Origin of the sequence: Burkholderia sp. LMU1-1-1.1, assembly GCF_040675865.1 — a bacterium.
Taxonomy (GTDB): domain Bacteria; phylum Pseudomonadota; class Gammaproteobacteria; order Burkholderiales; family Burkholderiaceae_D; genus Rugamonas.
Genome location: NZ_JBEGHG010000056.1, coordinates 103,232 through 125,669, shown reverse-complemented (window position 1 = coordinate 125,669; position 22,438 = coordinate 103,232). Strand labels below are relative to the sequence as shown.

Annotated in this window: 23 protein-coding genes; 14 read left to right on the top strand and 9 right to left on the bottom strand. The window is 65.1% G+C overall.

Annotated features, from left to right (window positions below; all coding sequences use genetic code 11):
- Positions 1-20: 20 nt before the first annotated feature.
- Both MRBLMU1_RS26135 and MRBLMU1_RS26130 read right to left on the bottom strand, forming a co-directional pair.
- On the bottom strand, positions 21-818 hold the full coding sequence (locus MRBLMU1_RS26135) for an RNA methyltransferase (protein ID WP_363507933.1): 798 nt from the start codon (positions 816-818) through the stop codon (positions 21-23).
- Between the two features lie 87 nt (positions 819-905).
- On the bottom strand, positions 906-1,787 hold the full coding sequence (locus tag MRBLMU1_RS26130) for a LysR substrate-binding domain-containing protein (RefSeq protein ID WP_363507930.1): 882 nt from the start codon (positions 1,785-1,787) through the stop codon (positions 906-908).
- Positions 1,788-1,953: 166 nt separating this feature from the next.
- On the opposite strand from MRBLMU1_RS26130, the gene MRBLMU1_RS26125 reads away from it, so the two are divergent.
- The 7 genes from MRBLMU1_RS26125 (at position 1,954) to MRBLMU1_RS26095 (ending at position 8,008) form a co-directional block, all read left to right on the top strand.
- Positions 1,954-2,571: a LysE family translocator gene (locus tag MRBLMU1_RS26125; protein WP_363507927.1), complete on the top strand. Its 618-nt coding sequence runs from the start codon at positions 1,954-1,956 to the stop codon at positions 2,569-2,571.
- A gap of 309 nt (positions 2,572-2,880) precedes the next feature.
- Positions 2,881-3,663, top strand: a complete 783-nt coding sequence (locus tag MRBLMU1_RS26120) for an inositol monophosphatase family protein (protein ID WP_363508702.1) — start codon at positions 2,881-2,883, stop codon at positions 3,661-3,663.
- A gap of 223 nt (positions 3,664-3,886) precedes the next feature.
- A complete protein-coding gene (locus MRBLMU1_RS26115; protein WP_363507924.1) occupies positions 3,887-5,272 on the top strand; it encodes a DEAD/DEAH box helicase in 1,386 nt (461 codons plus the stop codon).
- A 237-nt stretch (positions 5,273-5,509) separates the two neighbouring features.
- The gene (gene otnI / locus MRBLMU1_RS26110; RefSeq protein ID WP_363507921.1) at positions 5,510-6,289 is read left to right on the top strand and encodes a 2-oxo-tetronate isomerase; all 780 of its coding nucleotides are present in this window, start codon (positions 5,510-5,512) and stop codon (positions 6,287-6,289) included.
- A gap of 67 nt (positions 6,290-6,356) precedes the next feature.
- Complete coding sequence (locus MRBLMU1_RS26105) at positions 6,357-7,124, top strand: hypothetical protein (protein WP_363507918.1); 768 nt, start codon at positions 6,357-6,359, stop codon at positions 7,122-7,124.
- Positions 7,125-7,142: 18 nt separating this feature from the next.
- Positions 7,143-7,565, top strand: coding sequence for a hypothetical protein (locus tag MRBLMU1_RS26100; protein ID WP_363507915.1), 423 nt, complete (start codon positions 7,143-7,145; stop codon positions 7,563-7,565).
- 68 nt (positions 7,566-7,633) lie between these two features.
- Positions 7,634-8,008 (top strand): TraR/DksA family transcriptional regulator, encoded by a 375-nt coding sequence (locus MRBLMU1_RS26095; protein WP_363507913.1) that lies wholly within the window; start codon positions 7,634-7,636, stop codon positions 8,006-8,008.
- A gap of 16 nt (positions 8,009-8,024) precedes the next feature.
- Here the strand turns inward: MRBLMU1_RS26095 and MRBLMU1_RS26090 are convergent, their stop codons facing one another.
- Positions 8,025-8,363: a hypothetical protein gene (locus MRBLMU1_RS26090; protein WP_363507910.1), complete on the bottom strand. Its 339-nt coding sequence runs from the start codon at positions 8,361-8,363 to the stop codon at positions 8,025-8,027.
- Between the two features lie 258 nt (positions 8,364-8,621).
- Complete coding sequence (locus tag MRBLMU1_RS26085; RefSeq protein ID WP_363507908.1) at positions 8,622-9,176, bottom strand: hypothetical protein; 555 nt, start codon at positions 9,174-9,176, stop codon at positions 8,622-8,624.
- A gap of 244 nt (positions 9,177-9,420) precedes the next feature.
- Between MRBLMU1_RS26085 and MRBLMU1_RS26080 the strand changes: the two genes are divergently transcribed.
- Genes MRBLMU1_RS26080 through MRBLMU1_RS26060 form a run of 5 tightly spaced genes read left to right on the top strand, consistent with a single transcriptional unit; the run spans position 9,421 to position 15,170 of the window.
- The gene (locus tag MRBLMU1_RS26080; protein WP_363507905.1) at positions 9,421-11,163 is read left to right on the top strand and encodes an EAL domain-containing protein; all 1,743 of its coding nucleotides are present in this window, start codon (positions 9,421-9,423) and stop codon (positions 11,161-11,163) included.
- On the top strand, positions 11,160-11,501 hold the full coding sequence (locus MRBLMU1_RS26075; protein ID WP_363507902.1) for a hypothetical protein: 342 nt from the start codon (positions 11,160-11,162) through the stop codon (positions 11,499-11,501). The genes MRBLMU1_RS26080 and MRBLMU1_RS26075 overlap by 4 nt, the downstream gene beginning before the upstream one ends.
- Positions 11,498-12,361, top strand: coding sequence for an HDOD domain-containing protein (locus tag MRBLMU1_RS26070; protein ID WP_363507899.1), 864 nt, complete (start codon positions 11,498-11,500; stop codon positions 12,359-12,361). The genes MRBLMU1_RS26075 and MRBLMU1_RS26070 overlap by 4 nt, the downstream gene beginning before the upstream one ends.
- Entirely contained in the window at positions 12,358-13,827 is a 1,470-nt protein-coding gene (locus MRBLMU1_RS26065; protein WP_363507897.1) for an ATP-binding protein, read from the top strand. The genes MRBLMU1_RS26070 and MRBLMU1_RS26065 overlap by 4 nt, the downstream gene beginning before the upstream one ends.
- The gene (locus tag MRBLMU1_RS26060; RefSeq protein WP_363507895.1) at positions 13,824-15,170 is read left to right on the top strand and encodes an HD domain-containing phosphohydrolase; all 1,347 of its coding nucleotides are present in this window, start codon (positions 13,824-13,826) and stop codon (positions 15,168-15,170) included. The genes MRBLMU1_RS26065 and MRBLMU1_RS26060 overlap by 4 nt, the downstream gene beginning before the upstream one ends.
- 27 nt (positions 15,171-15,197) lie before the next feature.
- Here the strand turns inward: MRBLMU1_RS26060 and MRBLMU1_RS26055 are convergent, their stop codons facing one another.
- The 3 genes from MRBLMU1_RS26055 to MRBLMU1_RS26045 all read right to left on the bottom strand — a co-directional run bounded on the left by MRBLMU1_RS26055 (position 15,198) and on the right by MRBLMU1_RS26045 (position 18,318).
- Positions 15,198-16,541, bottom strand: a complete 1,344-nt coding sequence (locus MRBLMU1_RS26055; RefSeq protein WP_363507892.1) for an ATP-binding protein — start codon at positions 16,539-16,541, stop codon at positions 15,198-15,200.
- Between the two features lie 184 nt (positions 16,542-16,725).
- Positions 16,726-17,604: a zinc-dependent peptidase gene (locus tag MRBLMU1_RS26050; protein WP_363507889.1), complete on the bottom strand. Its 879-nt coding sequence runs from the start codon at positions 17,602-17,604 to the stop codon at positions 16,726-16,728.
- A gap of 129 nt (positions 17,605-17,733) precedes the next feature.
- Positions 17,734-18,318, bottom strand: coding sequence for a winged helix-turn-helix domain-containing protein (locus MRBLMU1_RS26045; RefSeq protein ID WP_315218941.1), 585 nt, complete (start codon positions 18,316-18,318; stop codon positions 17,734-17,736).
- Between the two features lie 443 nt (positions 18,319-18,761).
- On the opposite strand from MRBLMU1_RS26045, the gene MRBLMU1_RS26040 reads away from it, so the two are divergent.
- Together MRBLMU1_RS26040 and MRBLMU1_RS26035 are read left to right on the top strand one after the other, a co-directional pair.
- Positions 18,762-19,802 carry an OmpA family protein gene (locus tag MRBLMU1_RS26040; protein WP_363507887.1) on the top strand — a complete coding sequence of 347 codons (1,041 nt, stop codon included), beginning with the start codon at positions 18,762-18,764 and terminating at the stop codon, positions 19,800-19,802.
- Between the two features lie 50 nt (positions 19,803-19,852).
- Positions 19,853-20,731: a YihY/virulence factor BrkB family protein gene (locus MRBLMU1_RS26035; protein ID WP_363507884.1), complete on the top strand. Its 879-nt coding sequence runs from the start codon at positions 19,853-19,855 to the stop codon at positions 20,729-20,731.
- Between the two features lie 51 nt (positions 20,732-20,782).
- On the opposite strand, the gene MRBLMU1_RS26030 is transcribed toward MRBLMU1_RS26035, so the two are convergent.
- Positions 20,783-21,973, bottom strand: coding sequence for an AI-2E family transporter (locus tag MRBLMU1_RS26030; RefSeq protein ID WP_363507881.1), 1,191 nt, complete (start codon positions 21,971-21,973; stop codon positions 20,783-20,785).
- Positions 21,974-22,038: 65 nt separating this feature from the next.
- Positions 22,039-22,350, bottom strand: a complete 312-nt coding sequence (locus MRBLMU1_RS26025) for a BON domain-containing protein (protein WP_363507878.1) — start codon at positions 22,348-22,350, stop codon at positions 22,039-22,041.
- Between the last annotated feature and the right edge of the window lie 88 nt (positions 22,351-22,438).

Below are 22,438 nucleotides of genomic sequence, written 5' to 3'. Positions count from 1 at the left end.
TTGCATCCATGGTCATGAATCTAACCCTTGCCCGCCTTCTGCTTGCCCGTCATGTGCCTGGCGATGCCGCGCAGGATGTTGACCTCTTCCTTCTCCAGCTGCGCGCGCGAGAACAACCGCTTCAATCGCGGCATCAGCTTGCGCGGATTGTCCGCGTCGAGAAAACCGATCTCCACCAAAGCCCGCTCCAGATGTTCGTACATGCCTTCGATCTGTGCCAGGCTGGCCGCCTCGCCGTGGAAGCCGATGTCGCTGGCGTCGCCGGCCGGCTGGCGCGGCGTGTGGGTCACGCCGGCGCCGTCGAGCACCGCCATCCGGCATTCGTAGGCCAGCACCTGCGCAGCCTGCGACAGGTTCAGCGACGAATACTCGGGATTGGCCGGGATGTTGATCAGCACATTGCATTTTTCGACCAGCTCGTTCGGCAGGCCGAAGCGCTCGTTGCCGAAGATTAGCGCCGCGCGCAGCTCGGGCTGCGCCACCAACTGCGTGGCCAACTGGCGAGGCGCCAGCACCGGCGGCGAGAATTCGCGCAGCCGCGCCGAGACGGCGGCGGCGAAGTTGATGCCGTCGAGCGCCTCGGCCATGCTGCCGGCCACCCGCGCGCCGGCCAGGATGTCCTGCGCGCCGCTGGCGAAGGCGACCGCCTCCGGGTCCTGCGCCGCGTTCTCGAAACGGGGCGTGACCAGCACCAGATCGCTGTAGCCCATGGTTTTCATGGCCCGCGCGACCGCCCCGATATTGCCGGCCCGGCTGGTTTCGACCAGAATAAATCGCAGTCGCGTGAAAAGATTCGTGTTGATTTCGGGCTGATTCATTTAGATGGCGGAATTGTTCAGTATCGATAAACAAGGGATGGCGGCATGCCCACAAGCCCGAATTCTAACCTGTCCCTCCCCGGCGGCCTAACTCGCCGGCGCGTCAAACCGCATTTGCCGGCGTATCCAGCGCAGGAATGTCGACCGCCGCGGATCGGCCTCGAACGGCAGCAACGATAACAGGCAGTATTCGGTGCCGTCGCGCACAAAGCCGAACGGCGCGACCAGCCGCCCGCTATCGATCTCTTCCCGGGCCATGAACACCGAGCCGATGGCGACGCCGAGTCCGGCGCCGGCCGCTTGCAAGGTCAGATAGAAATGCTCGTAGGTCTGGCTGCCGGTGTGGGCGGCCGTGGTCTTGGTGACGGCGCGCCAGCTGGCCCAGGCATTCTTGCGCGAGGACGTGTGCAGGATTCTTTGCGCCGGCAAATGCAGCTGCTTACGTTTTAACAACGCCGGCGCGCAGACCGGCCCCACCCATTCGTCGCACACCTTTTCCGCATGAACGCCGGCATCCCATTTGAAGTCGTTTCTGCGCAGGGCCACATCGACGCCATCGCGCTGAAAGGCGACCGGTCCGCCGGAAGCGAAGATATGCAGCTGTATGTCGGGATGCCGTTGATAGAAATCGCCCAGCCTCGGTATCAACCATTTCATCGAAATGGTCGGTTCGCAGGAGACCACCAGGGGCAGGTGGCGCACCGGCTTGCGCAGCGACTCCATCGCCGCGTCGAGGTGCTCGAACGCGTACTGCGCGGCGGCCCATAAATGTTCGCCCTGCGGCGTCAAAAACACGCCGCGATTGCGGCGCTCGAACAAGTCCACGCCCAGCGACTGCTCCAGCAGGCGGATTTGCCGGCTGACCGCCCCGTGCGTGAGCCGCAGTTCGTCGGCGGCCTTCACAAAGCTGCCGAGCCTTGCGGCGGCCTCGAAAAAACGCAGCGAATTCAACGGCGGCTGTCTGCTCATCTGTCAGTTTTTCTCACATGTTATCGAAAGGATAAATCGCTTTTTTCTTATTCTGAATATATCGATAATCGAAAAGCACTGCAAGACTATCGTCCGCCACGTTGGCCGGTCGATGATTTTTCACGGATAACCTGCGTCGCATGACGCGTGACTGGGAACTACAAACATGACCGAACTTATCGCCGTCGCCTTGATCACCATACTGGCCACCATCAGCCCCGGCCCGGACTTCGCGATGGTCACGCGGAATAGCTATGCCTATGGCCGCAACGCCGGCTTGCTTGCCGCGCTCGGCATCGCCCTCGGCGTGCAGGTCCATGTGTTCTATACGATGTTCGGCGTCGCGCTGATCATCGCGCATTCCCCCGCGCTGTTCACCGCCATCAAAATCGCCGGCGCCCTGTATTTGATCGTCATCGGCTGGAAAATCTTCGCGAACAAATCAAAGCTGGAGATCGACCTGCGCAGAGCGCGCGCCGTTTCACCGTTCAAGATGTTCAGCAACGGATTTCTAACCAACGCGCTGAATCCGAAGACGACCATGTTCGTTGTCAGCACCTACACGCAGGCGGTGCAACCGGGGACGCCGCTGTCGACACAGTTCGGTTACGGCCTGTTCATGTCGCTCACACACTTTTTCTGGTTTGGCTTGGTTGCGCTGTTCTTTTCGCGCCAGCTGCTCCGCTCGCGGATGGTCGATCATCAACGCGTGGTCGACAAATTCATCGGGTCGCTCCTGATGACATTGGGCATTTCGCTAGCGCTTGCCAACTTCAGCCACTGAAAGGAAGGCCAGAATGAGAAATACCGCGCGTGCCGCCCCCGGAGGCGAAGAAATAGCGAAATAAATCGCGGCCGCCCGAAAAGATTCGTGTTGATTTCGGGCAGGTTCATTTAAAATAGCGCTATTGCGCGGTATCGATACAATAACTTCAACCTTGCGGCCCGGCCAACAGCCAGCCCGCGAACCCGGATTTTACCCTGTCGGCGCCGCTCCGCTCTTTAATTCACTCTTGTCCTCTAGCGCGCCGCCGCGGCCCTGTCCGCCGGTGGGCGTTAGCGTTCTTTTAACGGAAAAGCTCACATGCACCCAATGCTCAACACGGCGATCAAAGCCGCCCGCCGCGCCGCCGCCGTCATCAACCGCGCCTCGTTCGACCTCGATCGCGTCATCGTGACCGAGAAAAACCACAAGGATTTCGTCACCGACGTCGACCAGGCCGCCGAACAGGCAATCATCGAGGTGCTGTCCAAAGCCTATCCCGACCACGCCTTCCTGGCCGAGGAATCGGGCCCGTCCAAGAACGCCAACGACGAGACCGAATACACCTGGATCATCGACCCGCTCGATGGCACCACCAACTTCATGCACGGCTTCCCGCAGTATTGCATCTCGATCGCGCTGTCGCAGCGCGGCGTGATCACGCAGGGCGTCATCTACGACCCGGTGCGCAACGACCTGTTCACCGCCACCAAGGGCGCCGGCGCCTACCTGAACGACAAGCGCATCCGCGTCACCAAGCTCGACCGCATCGCCAACGCCCTGCTCTCGACCGGCTACCGGGCCGGCAACGCCAAGGCGCTGGACGAATACTTGAAAATGTACGGCATCATGGCCGAACGCTCGCACGGCGTGCGCCGTCCGGGCAGCGCCGCGCTGGACCTGGCCTACGTGGCCGCCGGCCGCCTCGACGGCTTCTACGAGAAGGGCCTGAAGCCTTGGGACATCGCCGCCGGTTCGCTGATGGTGACCGAGTCGGGCGGCATCGTCGGCGAATTCAACGGCGAGTCGGACTACCTGTACAAGGGCGACATCATCGCCGCCAGCCCGAAAATCTTCGGCCAGATGGTCGGCCTGCTGACCCCTTTCGCCTGATCCACCGCGATTTGCCCCGGAATGGGGCGTAAATAGACAATCTGTTACAAAAAAAGGGAGCGTATGCTCCCTTTTTCATTTCCTAATTGAAACATCAAGCGGACTTAGCTGATATACTGACAGCTGCGGCATCTGACCAGTCCTTTGCGCCGCAATCCAAAAATCCGATTGCCTGCGACTGGCGCCCTTCGAGGCGACAGGCCGATCCTCATATAAAGTTACCATGTCATTCTCTTCCCTCGGTTTGTCCGACGCCATTGTCCGTGCCGTGACCGAAACCGGTTACACCACGCCGACCCCGATCCAACTGCAGGCGATCCCCGCAGTGCTGAACGGCGGCGATTTGCTGGCGGGCGCGCAAACCGGCACCGGCAAGACCGCCGGCTTCACCTTGCCGCTGCTGCAGCGCCTGTCGACCGACGCCAACGGCGCGGCGCAGACGAACAACACCACCCAGCGTCCGATCCGCGCGCTGATCCTGACCCCGACCCGCGAACTGGCGGCCCAGGTCGAGGAAAGCGTGCGCACCTACGGCAAGTACACCAAGCTGAACTCGACCGTGATCTTCGGCGGCGTCGGCATCAATCCGCAGATCAAGCAGCTCAAGCACGGCGTCGACATCCTGGTCGCCACGCCGGGCCGCCTGCTCGACCACATGGAACAGCGCACCGTCAACCTGTCGAAGGTCGAGATCCTGATCCTGGACGAGGCCGACCGCATGCTCGACATGGGCTTCATCCGCGACATCAAGAAAGTGCTGGCCGCGTTGCCGGCCAAGCGCCAGAACCTGCTGTTCTCGGCCACCTTCTCGGACGAGATCAAGGCGCTGGCCGACGGCCTGCTGAACAAGCCGGCGACGATCGAAGTGGCGCGCCGCAACTCGACGGTGGAAGTGATCGCGCAAAAGATCCACCCGGTCGACCGCGACAAGAAGCACCCGATGCTGGCGCACCTGATCAAGTCGAACGACTGGTCGCAGGTGCTGGTGTTCACCCGCACCAAGCACGGCGCCAACAAGCTGGTCGAACAGCTGGGCGCGGACGGCATCGGCGCCATGGCGATCCACGGCAACAAGAGCCAGTCGGCGCGCACCAAGGCGCTGTCCGAGTTCAAGGACAACAAGCTGCAAGTGCTGGTGGCCACCGACATCGCCGCGCGCGGCATCGACATCGACCAGCTGCCGCACGTGGTCAACTACGACCTGCCGAACATTCCTGAAGACTATGTGCACCGCATCGGCCGCACCGGCCGCGCCGGCGCCACCGGCGAAGCCGTGTCGCTGGTCTGCGTGGACGAGCACGACATGTTGAAGGACATCGAAAAGCTCATCAAGCAAACCCTGCCGCGCGAAGTGATCCCGGGCTTCGAGCCGGACCCGACCGCGCGCGCCCAACCTGTGCAACTGCGCAGCGCCGGTCACCGTCCCGGCGGCGGCCGTAGCGGCGGTGGCGGCGGCCAAGGCCGTGCCAAGAGCGGTGGCGGCGGTGGCGGTGGCAACAAGCCACGCGCGCCTGGCGCTTCGGCCGGCGGCAACGGCGGCGGTCCGCGCACGGGCACCAGCGCCCCGCGCCCGGCGTCCCCGCACCGCTCTGGCGGTCGCGGCCGATAAGCCGGCCCCGCCCCCATGCAATGCCGTTCAATGCGAATTGAACGGCATTTTTTTCGCCCCACCCCGGGGGGCAGTGCCGACATTCGGACATCGCGGAACTTTTTTCACACTGAAAGGTTCCGCATCTCGTCGGATTTGTCCGAATGTCGGCACTGACCCCGGGGTTGAGAAGCTTTTTTGGGTGGCCGGGCAAATATCGTTTACGATATCGTATTGCTAACGCTTATCGGAACGTCCATGCCCCGCTTCGCCGCCAACCTGTCGATGATGTTCACCGACGTTCCCTTCCTCGACCGGTTCGCGCTGGCGCGCGAGGCCGGCTTCGATGGCGTCGAATTTCTCTTTCCTTACGCTTACGAGGCGGAGCGCATCGCGGAACGTTTGCGACGCCATGAATTGCGGCTGGTGCTGTTCAACCTGCCCTGCGGCGATTGGGATGCCGGCGACCGCGGCATGGCCTGCGATCCGCTGCGCATCGACGAATTCCGCGCTACCGTGCGGCCGGCGCTGGATTACGCGCTGGCGCTGGGCGTGACCCGGCTGCATTGCATGGCCGGCAAGGTGCCGGCCGGCGTAGCGCCTGCGGCGGCGCGCGCCACCTATGTCGACAACCTGCGCCACGCCGCCGATCTGGCGCTGCCGCACGGCATCGACCTGCTGATCGAGCCGATCAACCACTTCGACATGCCCGGCTATTTCCTCAACCGCAGCGCGCAGGCGCTGGACATCATCGCCGAGGCCGGCCGCCCCAACCTGTTCCTGCAGTACGACATCTATCACATGCAGCGCATGGAGGGCGAGCTGAGCAACACGATCCGCGCCAACCTGCCGATGATCAAACACATGCAGATCGCCGACACCCCGGGCCGCCACGAACCGGGCACCGGCGAGATCAACTACCGCCACCTGTTCGCCCTGATCGACGAACTCGGCTACACGGGCTGGCTGGGCTGCGAATACGCTCCGGCCGGCGACACCATCGCCGGCCTTAGCTGGCGCCGCGCCCTGACGCCGTGATCTGTGCATTCGCAAAGCAGCCGTAAACACCCAGCATAACAATAGTCCCAACCCTAGAGGAGCACCCATGAAACTGCCGCGTCTTTTCCTGCTACTCGGATTGCTGGCCCTGCTCGGCGGTTGCGCCAGCAGCACGCCGCGCATGGCCGAGGTGCGCGCCTTCGCCGCCCAGGCGCCCAAGCTGAACGCCTATCACGAACTGACCGAACGCTACCGCACAACCTACCAGCGCGAACAGCCTTTCCTGACGGCCGCCGCCGACGCCCGCGAGGCCGAACTGGACGCCAGGCGCCGGCAGGCGTGCGACGATTTCGTCAAGCTGCAATACGGCGTGCAGGCGTACATGCAGACGCTTGGCGTGCTGGCCGGCGACGAGCAGTACGAGCTGCGCGACCAGCTCAAGACCATTGGCGGCGGCATCAAGGCCTGGCCCGACTCCGGCATCGAGGAGAAACACGTCAACGCCTTCACCCGGCTGACGACGCTGATCGCGCGCGCCATCACGGCCCCGGCGCAGGAGCGCGCCGTCAACCAGGTCATGCGCGACGCCGAGCAGCCGGTGCGCGACCTGCTCGAGGCGATGAGCACGCTGCTGAGGCTGTATGACAAGTCCAGCGAGAACGAGGAACGCATCGTCATCGGCATGCTGGAGTCGGAGATCCCATTCCTCGACCCGACCCGCGACCGCTTGCTGACGGCGCTGGCCAAAAGCCAGCAGCAGACAAAACAAGCCGAGTACCGCCTGATCGGCCTGCGCCAGACCCTGGCGCAGAAAAACCTGGCGGCGATCGAACAGAGCCACCGCGCGCTGCTCGACCAGATCCCGCCCAACTAAGCCCACACAGGAGCCGCGATGACTACCAATCCCATCCAACTGGACATCGAAGCGCTGGCCGACAGCCTGTCCGCCAGCGCCGACGCCCTGCACACCCGCCTGATGCGCGATATCCGCCAGAAACCGCCAACCGTCGCGCAGACGGTCGCGCAGGCGCTGTTCGAAAACGAAGTGGCGCTGCGCCAGCGCGCCAACAGCCTGTACCTGGAGGCGGCGGTGCTGGCCGCGAGCGGACTGGGCGGCGCGCAGCGGCAGTTGCTCGACGTGACCGCCCGCGCGCAGGAAAAAATCCGCAAAATCCAGCACACCAAGGATTTGATCCAGCTGACCGGCGAGCTGCTGTCGCTGGCGGCGGCCATCGCCACCGGCAAACCCGACAAGCTCGCCAAGCCGTTCGAGGCCATCAAGCACCACCTGGAAGCGATGGACGCGCCGGGCTGACGCCCACGCCAACGCTGGGCCGAACGAAGCGCGCCGTCTCCGGTCCAATGACGTAAGGAGCGCGCGGCATGAACGGACTGGAAGAACATCAATGGCAGACCTTGCAGGGGCGGCTGGAACGCGCCCGCAAGGCCCTGCTGAGCCAACTAGCGGACGATCTGGACCGCAGCACCGACGTGCGCCTGCCGCTGCCGCACGAGGCCGAAGCCTCGCCGGCCGACAACGCCAGCCAGCGCACGCTCAACGCCCTCGTCCACGAGACGGCGGCCCACACCGCCAAACAGTTGTCGATGGTCCGGCGGGCGCTGTCCAAATTCGACGACCAGAGCTACGGCCTGTGCGAAAACTGTGGCGAGGAGATCGGCTTCTCGCGGCTCGACGCGCGGCCGGAGGCACGCCTGTGCATCGGTTGCCAGACGCGCATGGAACAACGACGGCGATGACGCCGGCGGCCCGCGGTCAGTCGTTGCCGAGCCAGGGCTGGCTGCGGATTTTCGCCACCTGGCGCCGCGCCATCAGGCGCCACAGTTGCAGCGCGTCGGCTTGCGCCAGCGCGGTCATCGTGCGGGGATCGGCCAGGGCGATCTCGCAGTCGCGGTCCGACCATTCGGCGAAGCGCACCGCGCCGCCGCTCGACACTTCCATCTCGTACATGAGGCCGTCATCGTACCCGAAGCGCAGCACGGCGCTGCCGGGAGCGCCGTAGACCTCGTCCAGCGCCGCCGCCATTTGCGCCTCCGACGGCGCGACCACCTCGCGCCCGTCCGCGAGGGTTAGCACCAGCCAAGCCTGTGTCATAGCTGCATCCCCTCCAACCAGCGCAGGTGTCCCCGGAAAATCCACGGAAACACGTAGGGCGGATTAGCCGGAACGGCGTAATCGGCCATGAGCCGTTGGCGGCTCGGCGATGGCCGATTACGCTGCGCTAATCCGCCCTACGTGACTCCACGCGGCGCGCACGATCGCGGCCAACGCGTGGTGCGGTCGATTGTAGCAACGATACCGACGGAAATCGCGCTGGCGCTTGCACAGTCTCGCTTTCGCAACAACAGCGCATCACGCGGGCACCGGCCGCGAGTTCGGATTGAAGTCGCGCCAATCGCCGCCGCTGATGCTGCCGTCGGCCCGTTCGACATCCTTGGCGCCCAGCCCGCGCAGCACGTCGAGCGCCTTTTGCTCCTGGCCGCTGTCGACCACCTCGACGGCGATCATCATGCCCGACTTGCGCGGCGCGCGCAGGTTCTCGGCACTGCCCTCCTCCGCTTCGCCGGCGTCCTTCATCTTCGAAAAACTGAACAGCGAACCGACGTGGGCGCCGACCAGCGCGCCGACGACCGGACCCAACGGGCCGGCCACCGGAATCGCGGCGGCCCCCGCCACCGCGCCGGCCACGGCGCCCGTGGCCCCGCCCTGCACCACGCCCTCGTCGGTTTCCTTGGCGCCGGGCGACTTGTCGTGGTCGCCGCCGAGTTCATACATATCGTGCTGCCCCGGCGGATTCACGTAGAACGCGCTGATGCGGTCGGCCGCGAAGCCGGCGCGCAGCAAGGCGATGCGCGCATCCGCGATTTCATCCTGTAACTGGAAATGCCCCGCAATAATATTGCTCATGCTGTTCTCCCTGGTTTCGGCCGAAGCCCGATCAGCGCAATATGCGCCCGCGCGGCCCGCGTTTCCGTGCGCTTACGCACTGTGGAGGCCTGTTTCGCCGGCACGGCCGGCTTCCGGGGGCACTGTCCGATGTGTGCAACGAGTTCGTACCGGATGACAACTAAACCCGGCTTGGCCGTATAATCGACCGCAGACGGCAGAGGTTTTGTTGCAGCAATCAGCTTGCATTTCAATAGGAACGCCGATGACTCCCGCCCCATTCCCGCGGTCCCTTTTCGCTCCGGCCACCGTGGCCGACGATACCGCCAGCGCGACGCGCGCGCCGCTGATGGCGTCGCCTCCGTGCGGCGAGGACGCGGACCTGGGCGCCGGCCTGCGGCAGGCGCTGGCGTCGGACCAGCTGGTGCTGCTGTACCAGCCGCTGGTCGATCTGCAGACCGGCGCGGTGGCCAGCCTGGAGGCGCTGGTGCGCTGGCGGCACCCGCTGCACGGCATGCTGGCCGCGCGCGAATTCCTGGCGCTGGCCGACGCCGCCGGCCTGGCCGGCGCCATCGACGACTGGGTGCTGGGACGCGCCTGCCGCGACCTGCACGCGTGGCACGCAGACGGCCTGGACGGCTTGAAGGTGGCGATCAACGTCGCCCCCAGCCAGTTCCGCGATCCCGCGCTGGGCGCGGCCGTGGCCGCCATGCTGAAGGAGTGCGAGATCGCGCCCGACAGGCTGACCCTGGAAGTGACCGAGAGCGCGCTCACGCAAGCCGGCGCCGACTGCGACGCCCTGCTGGCCGGCTTCAAGGCCTCGGGGCTGAGCCTGACCCTGGACGACTTCGGCACCGGTTACGCCTCGCTGAGCAACCTCAAACGCTTTCCGTTCGACGCGCTCAAGATCGACGCCCACTTCATCCGCGACGTCGTCACCAGCGGCCACGACGCGGCCATGTGCAAGACCTTGATCGCCATGGCGCACCACCTGGGCATGAAGGTGGTGGCCGAGGGCGTCGAGACCGAGGCCCAGTGCGACTTCCTGCGGCGCAATATGTGCGACCTGATCCAGGGCTATTTCTTTTCCCCGCCGCTCGCGGCCGACGAGGTTAGCCAGCTGCTGGCCAGCGGCCGCGCGCTGGCGCCGCACCTGCGGCGCATGCACAAGCCGCCGCGGCGCCTGTTGCTGGTCGACGACGAGCCCAACATCGTCTCCGCGCTCAAGCGCCTGCTGCGCACCGACCAGTACGAGATCTACAGCGCCAACGACGGCCAGCAGGGCCTGGAACTGCTGGCCAGGCAGCCGGTCGACGTCATCATCTCCGACCAGCGCATGCCCGGCATGCTGGGCGCCGACTTCCTGCGCAAGGCCAAGCAGCAGTATCCGGAAACCATACGCATCATGCTCTCCGGCTACACCGAACTGCAGTCGGTCACCGACGCCGTCAACGAGGGGGCGATCTACAAATTCCTGACCAAGCCGTGGGACGACGAACTGCTGCGCGGCCACGTGGCCGAGGCGTTCCGCCTCAAGGAAATCGCCGACGACAACCAGCGCCTGCACCTGGAGGTGCGCAGCGCCAACCTGGAGCTGGCCGCCGCCAACCGCCAGCTGGAAAAGCTGCTGCTGGAAAAGCAGCGCCAGATCAGCCGCGACGAGGTCAGCCTGAGCGTGGCGCGCGAAGTGCTGCAGCATCTGCCGTTGCCGGTGATCGGCATGGACGACGCCGGCATGATCGCCTTCATCAACGGCGCCGCCGAGGGCTTGTTCCGCCACAGCGGCGCGCTGCTGGGCAACGAAGCGGGCAGCGTGCTGCCGCAACTGTTTCCACCGGCCGGCGCCAGCGGCCCCGCCGCCGGCGAACCGCCGCGCCACACCAGCCCGACCCGCCACCTGGCCGACATCGACGGCCGGCGCTACGCGGTGGTGGTGTATCCGATGGGCGAGAGCTCGGCCTCGCGCGGCAGCCTGATCACACTGAGCCTGACGGGGGAGACGCCATGAACGCCGGGACCAAATCGACCGAGATCGACATTGACCAGGCCGCCGCCGGCATGACCCTGGCCAGCGCCCTGCTCGATGCCCACGGCGGCGTGCTGCTGCCGCGCGACGCCGCGCTGACCGACAGCATGCTGGCGTCGCTGCGCCGGCGCGGCGTGGAACGCTGCGTGGTGTGGGCCGAGGAAGAAGCGGCGGCAGTCGATCCGGCGCAACGGGCGCGCGAGCGCGCGCTGCGCATGCAAAGGCTGGAGCGGCTGTTCCGCCACAGCGGCGACGACGGCGCCGACGGGCCGTCGCTGCTGCGCGTGCTGCGCGCCTACCGCGACAAGGACCCGGCGTGATCGCGGCCGACGATGTCATCAAGTGCGTGCGCGACCTGCCGTCGCTGCCGGCCGTGGTGGCCGAGCTGCTGGCCACGATGGAGCAGGAGGACATCGACACCCATGTGCTGGCGACCAAGATCGCGCTCGACCAGGCGTTGACGGCCAAGACGCTGCGCCTGGCCAACTCCTCGTTCTACGGCCTGCAATCGAAGGTCACCACCATCCAGCAGGCCATCTCGGTGCTCGGTTTCCACAGCATCCGCACCCTGGTGACGGCCTGCTCGGTGACGGCCAGCTTCACGCCGAGCAAGGACGTCGAGTTCGACTTCCAGGCGTTCTGGCGCCATGCCATCGGCAGCGCCGTGTGCGCCCGCGTGCTGGCGCCGCGCTACGGCATCAATCCGGACACCGCCTTCACCGCCGGCCTGCTGCACGACCTCGGCACCCTGGTGCTGTGCACCCGCTTTCCGGCCGACTACCGGCGCGTGGCGGCGTACCGGCGCGAACACGATTGCGTCACCTCGGCCGCCCAGCTGGCCGTGTTCGGCATCGACCACGCCGCCGTCGGCAGCGCGCTGACGGCCCACTGGAAATTCCCGCAACAGATCCAGGCGGCCGTGGCCGGCCACCACCTGGCCGACGCGGCGGCCGCGCAGGCCACCGGGCGCGCCCGCCCCGCGCCGACGCTGACCACGGTGATCTACATGGCCAACATCCTGGCCCACGCGCTCGACATGTCGGGCCAGGAGGACGACCAGGTGCCGCCGGTGTCGCCCGAGGTGTGGCAGGCGCTGGACCTGGGCGACGGCGCCTGGGAAAGCGCGTTCGCCGAGGCCGAGCAACTGTTCCACGACATGTGCCAGACGTTGACGCCATGAGCCACGCCACCACGTCCATGACAGCCGAGCACGATGCCCCGACGGCCATCGCGCTGTCGGAGTTTTTCGACGGCCACCCGGTGCCCACGTTCGCCATCGACACCCGGCACGTGGTCACCCACTGGAACCGCGCCTGCGAACAACTGCTGGGCTGGGCCAAGGCCGACATGGTCGGCACCGCCAACCACTGGCAGGCGTTCTACTCCAGGCCGCGGCCCTTGCTGGCGGACCTGGTCATCGCCGGCGGCGCCGGCGAACTCGAGAGCGAGCTGGAACGGCTGTATCCGGGCAAGCACCGGCGCTCGCCGCTGATCCCGGACGCCTACGAGGTCGAGGAATTCTTCCCCAACATCGGCGCCAGCGGCCACTGGCTGCATTTCACCGCCGCCCCGCTGCGCGACGGCGGCGGCCGGGTGGTCGGCGCCATCGAAACGCTGCGCGACGTCACCGAGCGGCGGGTGGCGGAAAACGCGCTGCGCCGCGCCCACGACAACCTCGAGCACGTGGTCGAGAAGCGCACCGGCCAGCTGGCCGACATGAACGCCAAGCTGCAGGAGGATATCGCCCAACGCCTGCTGGCCGAGGCGGAGCTGCGCCGCAGCAACCTGGAGTTGACCGAACTCAACCAGCAACTGTCGCGCGCCCAGCAGCAATTGCTGCAGGCCGACAAGCTGGCCTCGATCGGCCAACTGGCCGCCGGCGTGGCCCACGAGATCAACAATCCGATCGGCTACATCTTCTCCAACTTCCGCACCTTGCAAAACTACCTGGACCAGCTGTTCGGCATGCTCGACGCCTACCAGCGCGCCGAGCCGTCGCTGTCGGCGCCCGACGCCGCCACGCTGCGCGCGATGCGCGAGCGCATCGACCTCGACTTCCTGCGCCAGGACATCCCGACCCTGATGGCCGAGTCGGGCGAAGGCATCGTGCGCGTGCGCCACATCGTGCAGGACCTGAAGGATTTTTCGCGGGTGGACGCCAACCAGGAATGGGTCTGGGCCGACCTGCACCGCGGCATCGACTCGACGCTCAACATCGTCAGCAACGAGGTCAAATACAAGGCCGACGTCATCAAGGAGTACGGCGACATCCCCGACATCCAATGCCTGCCGCTGCAAATCAACCAGGTGGTGATGAACCTGATCGTCAACGCCGCCCACGCCATCGGCGAGCAACGCGGGCGTATCACCGTGCGCACCGGCCGCGACGGCGACGACCACGTCTGGCTGGAGATCGGCGACAACGGCAGCGGCATCGCGCCGGAGACCGTGTCGCGCATCTTCGACCCCTTCTTCACGACCAAGGCCGTCGGCAAGGGCACCGGCCTCGGCCTGTCGCTGGCCTACGGCATCGTACAAAAACACAGCGGCAGTATCGACGTCGATACCGCGCTTGGTCAGGGCACCCGCTTCCGCGTGCGGCTGCCGATCCGCCATGGCGCCGCCACCGAGGACCCACCACCATGAATCAAGCGCTCTCCCCGTCGACCCCGTCGCTTTCGCCGAACGCCCCGGCGTCGCCGGCCACCGTGCTGTGCGTCGACGACGAACCGAACATCCTGTCGTCGCTGCGGCGCCTGTTCCGCGCCAACGGCTACCGCGTGCTGACCGCCGAGGGCGGCGCGCTGGGGCTGGAGGTGCTGGAGAAGGAGGCGGTCGACCTGGTCATCTCCGACATGCGCATGCCGGAGATGGACGGCGCCCGCTTCCTGGCCAAGGTGCGCGAACGCTGGCCCGACACCCTGCGCATCCTGCTGACCGGCTACTCCGACATCCAGTCGATCCAGGACGCCATCAATTGCGGCGAGATCTACCGCTACATCACCAAGCCGTGGGAAGACAGCGACATGCTGCTGCTGGTGCGCCACGCGCTCGAGCGGCGCCAGCTCGAACTGGACAAGCAGCGCCTGGAAGCGCTGGCGCTGCGCCAGAACGAGGAACTCAAGCTGCTCAACCAGAGCCTGGAGGCCAAGGTCGAGGCGCGCACCAGGCTGCTCAAGGTCGAGCACGAGGCCACGGTCGCGGCCAACAACAAGCTCAAGACCAATTTCGTCACCACCATCAAGATCTTCTCGACGATGATCGAGCTGCGCGCGCACAACCAGCCCGGCCACGCGCGCCAGGTGGCCGACCTGGCGCGCCAGCTGTGCGTGCGCCTCGAGCTCGACGCCAAGGAAAGCCAGGACGTGTTCATCGCCGCCCTGCTGCACGACATCGGCAAGATCGGCTTCAGCGACGACATGCTGTCGACGCCGCTGACCATGCTGACCGGCGACGCGCTGGGGCTGTTCCGCAAGCATCCGATCCGCGCCGCCGAACTGCTGATGCCGCTCGAAGAGTTGCGCGGCAGCGCCGCCATCCTGCGCGCCCAGCTCGAACGCTTCGACGGCAACGGCTTCCCCGACGGCCTGGCCGGGCTGGCGATTCCGCTGGGCGCGCGCATCCTGTCGCTGGCGGTGGACTACTACAACCTGCAACAGGGCGGCATGGTGCAGCGCCACCTGCGCGCCGACGAGGCCAAGTCGCTGATCCTCGACGCCAGCGGCAAGCGCTACGATCCGAACGTGGTGGCGGCCTTCCGCCAGATCATGGACGGCGGCGTCAGCGCGGCGGTGGTCGGGGTCGAGGTGCTGTCGGGCGAGCTGTTGCCCGGCATGGTGCTGGCGCGCGACCTGGTCAGCCGCGACGGGCTGATGCTGCTGACGGTCGACCACACGTTCGACGCCCGCATGATCCAGCAGGTGCAGGATTTCGAATCCAAAGCCGGCGGCCGGCTGTCGATCTGGGTGCGCAATCCCAAGGTGGAGTGAGCGCCGCCGGCGGATGCCGGCGCCCGGTCACGCCTTGGCCGGCGTCTCCAGCGATTGCGGCGGACGCACCGGCAGGTGCACCGTGAAGCGCGTGCCCTTGCCGACCACCGAGGCGACGTCGATGCGCCCGCCATGGCGGTTGACGATGCCGTAGGACAGCGACAACCCCAGCCCCGTGCCGCTGCCGACCGGCTTGGTGGTGAAGAACGGCTCGAAGATGCGCTTGAGGTTGGCCTGCTCGATGCCGACGCCGTTGTCGCCGACCTCGATCCATACCCAGCCGTCGGCGCCGCTGCCGGTGGTGCCGGTGCGGATCGTGATCACGCCCCCCTGGTCGCGCAGCGCGTGGGCGGCGTTGACCAGCAGGTTCATGAACACCTGGTTCAGTTGCGAGGCCAGGCAGGTGACCGGCGGCAGCACGCCATACGCCTTGTCGACCCGCGCCTTGTACTTGATCTCGTTGCTGACGATGGTCAGCGTGCTGTCGAGGCCGTGGTGCAGATCGGCCACCTGCCATTCCGTCTCGCCGACGTGCGAAAAATCCTTCAGCGCCTGGACGATGTCCTTGACCCGCTTGAGCCCGTCCATCGATTCGCGCACCAGGTCGGTCACGTCTTCCTTGAGGAATTCCAGGTCGGCCTGGCTGCGCAGCGCGGCCAATTGGGCCGCCAGGTTGGGATGGGGCGCGGCCGCCTGCTCGTACTTGTCGATCACGCCCAGCAAGGTGCCGACATAGTTCTTCAGCGAACTCATGTTGGAATTGACGAAGCCGACCGGATTGTTGATCTCGTGGGCGATGCCGGCGGCGAGCTGGCCGATCGAGGCCATCTTCTCCGATTGCAGCAGCTGCTCGTGGGCGCTGCGCAGTTCGCCGATCAGCTGTTGCTGCTCGATGCCGCGCGCCTGCAGCGCCTCCTCCATGAGCTTGCGCTGGGTAATGTCGGTCAGCGAGCCGATCACTTCGAGCGGCGCGCCCTTCTCGTCGCGGATCAGGCGCAGCGAATCGTGCATCCACAAGTAGCTGCCGTCATGGATGCGGAAACGGTATTCATAGGCGCGCTGGCCCTCGGTGAATATCAGCGCCAGGCTGGAGAAGATGTTGGGCGCGTCGTCCGGGTGGATGTGGTCGAACCAGAAGTTGGGGTCGGCCACCATCTGCTCGGGACGGTAGCCCAGCACGTTGAAGGCGTTGTTGCTGACGAAGGTCATCTTGAAGTCACCGCTGGGCACGGTGCAATAGATGATGGCGGGCGTGTTGTCGACCAGGTATTGCAAGCGCACGAGGGGCGACGTCGCCTCGGCCGCCGCGGCCGGCGCGGCGCGCGGCGCGCTGGCGTCGGAGGAAAATAATTCGAACTCGTCAAATTGCATGGTGATAGCCTCGCTGGCGTCGCGCATTGAAACCAATTATGCCTCAACAGTGCTCGCGTAGGGCGGATTAGCGTAGCGTAATCGGCCATGCGTGCGTCGCGTTGACGCACGCATGGCCGATTACGGCGTTCCGCCTAATCCTCCCTACGTGGTTCCACGCGCTTCGACCGTCAGCGGGCCCGGGTCAGTGCGACCAGGTCGGAGTCCAGGCGTACGACGGATCCGCTGGCGGCTCCGGCGGCGGTGGCGGCGGCAGCCAGTCGCGCGGATCGACACGGTAGTATTTGAGGAACTCGGCGAACAGCTCGCCGTGGTGCTCGGCCATCTGGTACGGCTTTTCAAAGAAGGTTTCGGTGGCCACGGCGAAGAACTCGGCCGGATTGGTGGCGCCGTAATGGTCCATCACGCTGTGCTGGCGATACATGGCGCTGTGCCGCAGGTTCTGGAAATTGCGCGACAACACCTCGGCCCACTCGTTATAGCTGTCCGGACTGCCCAGATACGGGGCGCCGTTGGCGCGGCCCGATTCGCTGTCGAGCTGGTGCGCGAACTCGTGCAGCACGATGTTGTGGCCGTCGGTCCAGTCATCGGCGCCGCGCCGCACGTCGTCCCACGACAGCACGACGCGGCCGTCGTCCCACGATTCGCCCAGCATGCTCTGGTGTCCCGGCGTGACGACGCCGCCCGGGCCGACCTCCGCGCGGCGCGCCACGAACTCGCTCGGATAGACCAGGATGGTGTGCAGCGCCGGATAGACCTTGGTCGGACGGTTGAGCAGCAACAGGCAGGCCTGGCCGGCGATGATGACGGCCATCTCGTCGGTCACCTCGACGCCTTCGCAGCCGACGAATTTTTTCTGATGTAAAAATTGCACGACCAGCCGTTGCAATTGCTGCTGCAACTCGGGGGTCATGCGGCGGTAGACGGGGATGTTGCGGTGTAAAACAGCTTGCGCCTCGGCCGGCAACGGCCTGGCCAGCACCCGCCGCAGGCGCCAGCGGGGCACATAAAAAGGCAGCGCTATCGCCAGCGCCGTCAGGCCGATCCAGATCAAAGCTTCCATGTGCCGCGCGTCCGTGTGATATCCATTGCTGGCTAAGTGGGGCGGCTTGTCTGCTTTTCAATATGCAAACAGCCGGGCATGCCCGGCTGTCGATGATACACGTGTGCGCTGGCGTCGGCGGCCGGCGGCCTAGTCGGCGGCTTTTTGCTCCGAAGGGGCCGAACCGAACAGCGCGGCCACCAGCGGATCGCGCATGACCGGGCCACGGTTGACGCGGATCGCGTAGTGGGTGTCGTCGGCCAGGATGTGGAAGTGGCGGCCGCTGCCGGCCATGGCCTGTTCACGGATGCCGGGACGTTCCTTGCGCGGCGGCGCGCCTTCGCGCTTCGGCTGGACGATCGCGGCCAGGAAGGCGGCGACGCGCTCCGGGTCGGGGGTCAGCTGATAGACGGCCTTGCCGAGGTAGGTGGCGGTGCCTTCGACATAGCGGGCCAGCTCGATGACGCCGGCTTCGCGCAGGTCGCGGATGTATTTGCGGGCGCCGGACGGCGAGAACTTGAGGAACCAGGCGATTTCGTCGGCCAGCATCTCGTGCATGGACAGCTCGCCGATCAGTTTTTGCATATTTTCGATGCGACGCAAGGTCGCGGAGGTCGAACGCACACGCTCGATAGACGCCATCGACAGCGCCGGTTTGCGGTCCAGAGGAGCCGGGGCCGGACGTTCCACCAGCATCAGCTTGGTGGTGGCCTGCATTTCCGGCGAGGCTTTCATCTCGTTCTGAACCAGATGTTGAGGTTGTCTAACTGCATGCATTTGAACACTCCTTATAACAATTTGCCGAGATTAGTGGCAGCAAGAGGGGTGGCCTACAATTTGAAACGCCACAGTCTCTGCATCTGACTCAAGAATGCCGTTTCGCAGCGCACCAGTCTGTGCGGCAACGAACATTAGTGACAGAACTTCACATTTATTCAATTGAGCACTGGACCACGGGGGCTTTCCGCGCCCGGTCTCCGACCCTGTAGTCTTCGGACAGCAGGAATCAAGCAAAAGTTTCACTTTTTGTGTACGATTTGATACAGCGCAAGCTTTTGTGCGGTAGCGAACCGACCACATCATGAAAGCTACCTATTCTTCGGTCCAACAGCGGTAAAACACTGCACTGCTGCTGATGAAGCAACAAAACCGCCATATTTATTAATCGGGAGCATACTTTGAATAAAACTAAGAAAATCGTCCTCGCCGTCGCAGCCCTCTGCGCGTCGTTCTCCGCCGTCGCTCAAGACGCGGTCATCAATCCATCGTGGTACGTACAGCCGAGCATCAACGGCATGAAGCCTGACAACGACGCATTCGGCGTTGACAAAAAAGGCTACGGCGGCGGCCTGAAGTTCGGTAAAGCCCTGAACGAACAGTGGGACGTCCAGTTGGGCGGCACCTACGCCCGCTCGAAGGAAAACGGCGAGCGCTATCAGCAACAGAGCCTGGGCGCGGACGCCCTGTATATGTTCTCCCGTAAATCGTTCCGTCCGTTCATCCTGGTCGGCGCCGGCGTCGAGCGCGACAAGTCGAACCTGAACACCTTCGGCGAAATCGCCAAGAACTCGCCGTACGTCAGCGCCGGTGTGGGTTTCCAGGCCGACCTGAACGAGCGCACCAGCTTCCAGGCGGACATCCGCAACCAGCACGGCTTCCTGCGCGGCGATGCCTTCCCTCCTAGCAAAGCGGACAACGTCTACGTGACCGTCGGCCTGAACTTCGCGTTCGCCGCGCCACCGCGCCCTGCCCCACCGGCACCGCCGCCTGCGCCGGAAGCCGTGCAGCCGCCACCGCCGCCAGCACCGGTCGCCCCACCGCCACCACCGCCAGCGCGCTTCGAAAAAGTGACGATGTCGTCGACCGAGCTGTTCAGCTTCGACAGCGCCAAGCTGAACCCGAACCAGCCTAAGCTGGACGAGATCGCCACCGTGCTGAACGCCAACCCGACCGTCGACAACGTCGTCATCACCGGCTACGCCGACCGTCTGGGCAGCGACAAGTACAACCAGAAGCTGTCCGAGAAGCGTGCCAACTCGGTCAAGGACTACCTGGTCGGTAAAGGCGTCGCCGCCAACCGCCTGGTCGCCGAAGGCAAGGGCGAAGCCAATCCTGTTGTCACCTGCGACAACAAGAAGCGCGCCGACCTGATCAAGTGCCTGGAACCTAACCGTCGCGTCGAGGTCGAACAGATCACGATCGAACGCCGCGTCAATTAATTAATTAATTGGGGAGCCCCGCGACGCGAGTCGCGGGGCTTTTTTTTTATATGAACAAAAACATCATCTCGGTGCTCAAATGCACCGTCTCCGAATGGTTCGACCACCGCGGCAGCAGCATGGGCGCGGCGTTGGCCTTCTACACGCTGTTTTCGCTGGCGCCCATCCTGGTGCTGGTGCTGGCCATCGCCGGCTGGTTCTACGGCCCGCAGGCGGCCCAGGGCGAGCTGTTCGCGCAGTTGCGCGGCCTGGTCGGGAACCAGGGCGCCGAAGCGATCCAGCTGGTGCTGGCCGGCGCCCGCAGCAAGGAGGAAGGACGATTGGCCACCCTGATCGCCGGCGGCCTGTTGCTGTTCGGCGCCACCACCGTGTTCGCCGAGCTCAAGGCGAGCCTGGACGCGATCTGGCAAGTGCCGCCGCTCAAAACGGGCACGGCGTGGGACGTGGTCCGCACCCGGCTGCTGTCGTTCGGCATGGTGCTGGTGCTGGCGTTCCTGTTGATGGTGTCGCTGGTGGTCAGCGCGATTTTGACGGTGCTGGAAAAATACTGGCACAGCGTCTGGGTCAACGCCGGCGACCTGCTCACCGGGGTCAACTACGCGATCAGCTTCATCGTCATCGCCGCGCTGTTCGGCGTGATCTTCAAGATGCTGCCGAGGGTAAAGCTGTCGTGGCACGACGTCACCATCGGCGCGCTGGGCACGGCGGCCTTGTTCGCGTTGGGGAAGTATGCGATCGGCGCCTACATCGGCAACAGCGGCGTGGCCAGCAGCTATGGCGCGGCCGGCTCGGTGATCGCGCTGCTGCTGTGGGTGTATTACTCGGCGCAGATCTTTTTCTTCGGCGCCGAGTTCGCGCGCCAGTACGCGCTGCAACTGGGAAGTTTGCGCCACCGGCCACCGGCGCAAACCAAAACGATCACCCCGTGACGAAAAAAAGGCCGGCGAGTAGCCGGCCTTTCCGTATTCCGGACCCGCCGGCTACTCGCCCAGCAACTCCGCCACCACTTCCATCCCCTCGACCCGCTCGGCGACGACCTTGACGATGACGATCACCGGCACGCCCAGCAGCAGGCCCCAGACGCCCCACAACCAGCCCCAGAACAACAGGCTGACAAACACGGCCGCCGCGTTCATGCGGGCGAAGCGCCCCGTCATCCAGGTCGTGATCACCGTCCCGACCAGGGTGGCGATGGCCAGCGAACTGCCCATCACCAACAAACTCATCTGCAGCGATTCGAATTGCAGGAAGGCGACGATCCCCGTGGCCAGCATGATCAGCAACGGACCAAAATAAGGCATCAAATGCAGCAGGCCGGCCACGATGGCCCAGGCGCCGGCGTTCTCCAGGCCGATCCAGCGCAACGCCACCCACATCAGCAGCGCCAGCATGCCGTTGGTGACCAGCAGCATCAGCATGTACTTCTGAATCGAGGTGTTGATGTCCTCGAGAATATGCACGGTGATCTTTTTCTTCGACAGCGACGGCCCGGTCAGCTTGACCAGCTTGCGCTTGAAGGTGTCCCCCGACAGCAGCAGGAAAAACACCAGGAAGATCACCATCGTGGCCTGGCTGAGGAAACCCACCAAGCCCATCGAGCCGGCCCACACCCAGTCCATCAGCGGAAAATCGGAGGCCGGGGCCGGCGTCGACCGGCGCGCGGCGCGCCGCTCCTGCGCGCCGGCCGTGGCCTGCTGCAATTCGGTGGCGACCGCCTGTATGCGCTGCAGCGCGCTGGAACCGCCATGCAGGCGCTCCGACAACAAGCGCGACAATTTATGTCCGGCGCTGGGCAGCTCTTCGACTATCGCTTCGAATTCGCCGTGCAGCTTGTCGACCACCATCGCCGAGCCGCCGACCAAGGCGAAGGTGATCATGGTGGCGGCGATCAGCCGGGGAATGTGGCGGCGCTCCAGCCAGCCCATCAATGGACTGAGCGTGTAACTGATCAGAATGCCGAGCAGGAGGGGAACCAGGAAGCCGCGCGACCATTGCAGCGCATAGATAAAGGCGACCGTGGCGATGACGCCGAGCGCGAGGCCGCGGGCGTTGACATGTAGGGGAATGCGGGGGGCGTTACTGAGATCGGGTTCGGCGACGGGGGCCGGACCGGTGGCCACATTGCTGGCCGGAACAGGAGGGAGGGAAATCTCTACAGGCGGCTGGCTCATGACGACTCACAAAAAAATCCCGGCGCGGCATGCTCGAACGAGCACGGCGCGCCGGCGGATGAAGCTTACTTGACGCGGATGTCGTTCTTGACAGCGGTCACGCCTTTGACGCCACGGGCCACTTCGCCTGCTTTGGCGATGTCGGCCGGCTGGGCGACGAAGCCGCTCAGTTGCACGGTGCCTTTGAAGGTTTCGACATTGATTTCGGTCGACTTCAGGGTAGGCTCGTTAAAGATGCTGGCTTTCACTTTGGTGGTGATGACCGAATCGTCGACAAATTCGCCGGTGCCTTCTTTGGTGGACGTCGAAGCGCAGCCGGCGGTGGCCAGCAGCGAGACGGTGAACAGGGCGGTGGCGATTTTATGTGCGATTTTCATGGCGATTCTCCTTGGAGTTATTAACTAATGAGTTTGTCAGCCAGCGGGACGTTTGGACATCTCTGCTACCGATGTAGACGTTTTACGT